This window comes from Pseudomonas sp. Sample_11 (genome assembly GCF_004307505.1).
GTDB classification, from domain to species: Bacteria; Pseudomonadota; Gammaproteobacteria; order Pseudomonadales; family Pseudomonadaceae; genus Aquipseudomonas; species Aquipseudomonas atacamensis.
Genome location: NZ_RCOD01000097.1, coordinates 1 through 4,479 on the forward strand (window position 1 = coordinate 1; position 4,479 = coordinate 4,479).

Below are 4,479 nucleotides of genomic sequence, written 5' to 3' on the forward strand. Positions count from 1 at the left end.
CCCGCATAACTTCAGTCATGAATCTGCCCCTCCCCGCCAACAGTGCGCTGGCCGGTTTTCACCCCGCCGTCAGTGCCTGGTTCAACAAGACTTTCCCGGCGGTCACCGCCGCTCAGGCCCGTGCGTGGCCGTTGATTCGCCAGCGCCGGTCGACGCTGATCGCCGCGCCCACTGGCTCGGGGAAAACCCTGACCGCGTTCCTCGCCGTGCTTGATGAGCTTGTCCATCGAGGTCTGGAACAGCCCGATGGTCTGCCCGCCGAAACCCTGGTGGTCTATGTCTCACCGCTGAAGGCACTGTCCAACGACATTCAGATCAATCTGCAGAACCCGCTCGCTGGCATCACTGCGCAATTGCGCGAAATGGGCCTGCCGGAGCTGACCATCACCACCGCCGTACGCACTGGCGACACGCCGCAGAAAGACCGCGCCGCCATGCGCAAGAGCGCGCCGCACATTCTGGTCACCACGCCGGAATCGCTGTACGTGCTGCTTGGCTCGGAATCCGGGCGCAGGATGCTCGGCACCACGCGCACGGTGATCATCGACGAAATCCACGCGATGGCCGCCGGCAAGCGCGGCAGTCATCTGTCCTTGAGCCTTGAACGACTGCAAGCGTTGTGCGCCGAACCGCTGACCCGCATCGGCCTGTCCGCCACGCAGAAACCGGTAGAAGCCGTGGCGCAATTCCTGGTCGGTCACGATCGCCCCTGCGAAATCGTCGACATTGGCCACGCCCGCCCTCGGGATCTGGGTATCGAAGTGCCGCCGGTGCCGCTGTCGGCGGTGATGGCCAATGATGTCTGGGAACTGGTGTACGAGCGCCTCGCCGAACTCGCCCGCGAGCACCGCACCACACTGATTTTCGTCAACACCCGACGCCTTGCCGAGCGCCTCAGCCGGCATCTGAGCGAGCGCCTCGGCAAGCAGGCCGTAGCGGCGCACCACGGCAGCCTGGCCAAGGAGTTTCGCCTCGACGCCGAACAACGGCTCAAGCGCGGCGAGTTGCAGGTACTGATCGCCACCGCGTCGCTGGAACTGGGCATCGATATCGGTGAAGTCGACCTGGTCTGCCAGATCAGTTCACCGCGTTCGATTGCTGCGTTTCTGCAAAGGGTTGGCCGTTCCGGACATCAGGTCGGCGGCACGCCCAAGGGTCGTTTGTTCGCCACCACCCGCGATGACCTGATCGAGTGCGCCGCCCTGCTCGACTGCGTGCGCCGGGGCGAGCTCGATACGCTGCACATTCCGGAAAAGCCGCTGGACGTGCTGGCGCAGCAGATCATTGCCGAGGTCAGTTGCCAGGAATGGTCGGAGGACGCGTTGCTGGCGATGTTCCGCCGAGCGTGGCCGTATCGCGATCTCGACGAAAAACACTATCAGGCCCTGCTGAGCATGCTCGCCGAGGGTTACAACGGCCGCCAGGGCATCCGCAGCGCCTACCTGCACCGCGATGCCGTCAGTCGCACCTTGCGTGGCCGGCGTGGCGCGCAACTGACCGCCGTGACCAGTGGCGGCACCATCCCGGACAACGCCGACTACAGCGTATTGCTAGAACCCCAGGGCTTGAACATCGGCAGCGTCAACGAAGATTTCGCCGTGGAAAGTATCGCCGGCGACGTGTTCCAGCTCGGCAATACCTCGTACCGCATCCTGCGGGTGGAAAGCGGCAAAGTGCGGGTCGAGGATGCGCAGGGCATGCCGCCGACCATTCCGTTCTGGCTCGGCGAAGCGCCGGGGCGCAGTGATGAACTGTCGGCGGCCGTCGCGCGCCTGCAAGCGCAGCTGGATGAGCTGCTCAGCGCCAGCCCCGGCAATCTGCAACCGGCGCTCGACTGGCTGACCACCACACTCGGCCTCAACCTCGCCAGCGCCGAGCAATTGGTCGAATATCTGGCGCGCGCACGGCAAACCCTCGGCGCCCTGCCCTCGCAGGACACGCTGTTGATGGAGCGGTTTTTCGACGAGTCCGGCGGCACCCAACTGATCATTCACACGCCGTTCGGCAGCCGCATCAACCGCGCCTGGGGCCTGGCCCTGCGCAAGCGTTTCTGCCGCACCTTCAACTTCGAGTTGCAGGCCGCCGCCAGCGAAGACGCGATCGTGCTGTCGCTGTCCACCAGCCACAGCTTCGAGCTCGACGAGGTCTGGCGTTACCTGCACAGCAACAGCGCTGAACACACGCTCATTCAAGCGGTGCTTGATGCGCCGTTGTTCGGCGTGCGCTGGCGCTGGAATGCCGGAGTGGCGCTGGCGTTGCCGCGCTTCACCGGCGGACGCAAAGTCGCTCCGCAACTGCAACGGATGAAAAGCGAAGACCTCATCGCCAGCGTCTTCCCCGACCAGATCGCCTGCCTGGAAAACCTCGCCGGCGAGCGCGAAGTCCCCGAACATCCGCTGGTGGAACAGACCCTCGACGATTGCCTGCACGAAGCGATGGACAGCGAAGGCTGGCTGACCCTGCTGCGGCGCATGGAGCGTGGCGAGGTGCGCCTGATCGCCCGTGATCTGCCTGCTCCGTCGCCACTGGCGGCAGAAATCCTCAGCGCCCGGCCGTACACGTTTCTCGACGACGCGCCGCTGGAGGAACGCCGCACGCAAGCGGTGATCAATCGACGCTGGAGCGATCCGCAGTCGACCGATGATCTCGGCGCGCTCGATGCCGATGCGATCACCGCAGTGCGCGAAGAAGCCTGGCCGTCGCCCAACTCCCTGGATGAGATGCATGAAGCGCTAATGAGCCTTGCCTGCATCAGCGACGCCGAAGCCCGCGCCAACGCGGGTTGGCCGGACTGGCTGCAAACGCTGATGGCCAGCGGCCGCGCCTGCCTGTTGCGGATCGACGCCGAGCATCAGTTATGGCTGGCCCGCGAACGCTTGAGTTGCCTGCAAGCACTTTATCCACAGGCGACGTTGGCAAGCGCAGCAGTCGCGCTGCCCGGATTCGACGACACGTGGGCATTCGATGAGGCGTTGGTCGAAGTGATCCGCGCCCGCCTCGGCGCCTTTGGGCCAATCCCGTTGCCGGCCATTGCCGAGCCGCTCGCGCTGCCAGCCGCGCAAGTCAATCAGGCCCTCGCGCAACTGGAGCGTGAGGGTTACATCTTGCGCGGCCAGTTCACGCCGAACAGCGCGATTGAAGAATGGTGCGAACGCCATCTGCTGGCGCGCATCCATCGCTACACAGTCAAGCGCCTGCGCCGGGAAATCGAACCGGTGGCATTGCAGGACTTCATGCGTTTTCTGTTCGACTGGCAGCATCTGACGCCGGCCACCCAAGGTCAGGGCAGTGCGGTGCTGCCGGCGATTGTCGGCCAGTTCGAAGGCTACCCGGCGGCAGCTTCGGCGTGGGACAGCGACATCCTGCCGGCACGCCTCAAGGACTATTCGCCGAGCTGGCTGGATGAACTGTGCCGCAACGGCAAACTGGTGTGGACGCGCATCAATGCGCGGCAGAAGGTCAGCGGCTCGGCATTGCGCAGTACACCGATTGTGCTGCTGCCGCGTAGCCAGGTGGGTTTGTGGAGTGCATTGGCGGAACAGACGCCAGTGAGTGAGTTATCGCCGAAAACACAGAAAGTCTTCGAGGCGCTGAGTCAGCATGGCGCGCTGTTTTTTGATGAGTTGATTCATGAAGCGCGCCTGTTGCGCAGCGAACTGGAAATCGCCTTGCAGGAACTGGTCGCCGCAGGTTTGGTGAACGCCGACAGCTTCGCCGGCTTGCGTGCGCTAATCACTCCTGCAAGCAAGCGCCAGCAGCGCAGCAGTCGACGCCGACGCGGGGCGTTTATCGGCGGCATGGACGATGCCGGGCGCTGGGCATTGCTGCGCCGGGGTTCGTCAGCCGATGCCGCCGAGACACTCGAACATGTCGCCATGACCCTGCTGCGCCGCTACGGCGTGGTGTTCTGGCGTCTGCTGGAACGCGAAGCGGACTGGTTGCCGAGCTGGCGGGAATTGCTGCGCACCTTTCATCGTCTGGAAGCGCGGGGCGAGATTCGTGGCGGGCGGTTTGTCAGTGGTCTGGCTGGCGAGCAGTTTGCCTTGCCCGAAGCCATTCCCTTGCTGCGCGAAGTACGCCGACGCCCGCAGGACGGCAGCCTGGTGGCGGTGTCTGGGGTTGATCCGCTGAATCTCGCCGGGACGTTGTTGCCCGGGGTGAAAGTGCCGGCGCTGGTGAGCAATCGGCTGGTGTATCGCGATGGCGTGCCGGTGGCGGCGGTGATTGCCGGCAAGCAGCAGGTTTGGGTAGAGCTGGATCAGGTAGTCGTTGAGCAGATAGGCAGGAAACTCATCCGCAATTGAGGGTTTCTGTTCTGGCCTCATCGCGGGCAAGCCCGCTCCCACAGGGTTCTGCGGCGTATACAAAACCAATGTGGGAGCGGGCTTGCCCGCGATGAGGCCGGGGCATGCAACGCATAAATCAGATCAGGTCCGCGACTCCTGCGGCACTTCACCCGCAACCACCGCCCCCTCCTCC

Annotated in this window: 1 protein-coding gene; it reads left to right on the forward strand. The window is 64.4% G+C overall.

Features of this window, described 5'->3' with window-relative positions; genetic code table 11:
• Positions 1–17: 17 nt before the first annotated feature.
• Positions 18–4,304, forward strand: a complete 4,287-nt coding sequence (locus D8U60_RS25920; protein ID WP_130901282.1) for a DEAD/DEAH box helicase — start codon at positions 18–20, stop codon at positions 4,302–4,304.
• The last annotated feature ends 175 nt before the right edge of the window (positions 4,305–4,479 follow it).

What these genes read in the sequence shown, in the direction of transcription:
- D8U60_RS25920 (WP_130901282.1), top strand. Translation starts at nt 18, where the DNA reads ATGAATCTGCCCCTCCCCGCCAACAGTGCGCTGGCCGGTTTTCACCCC.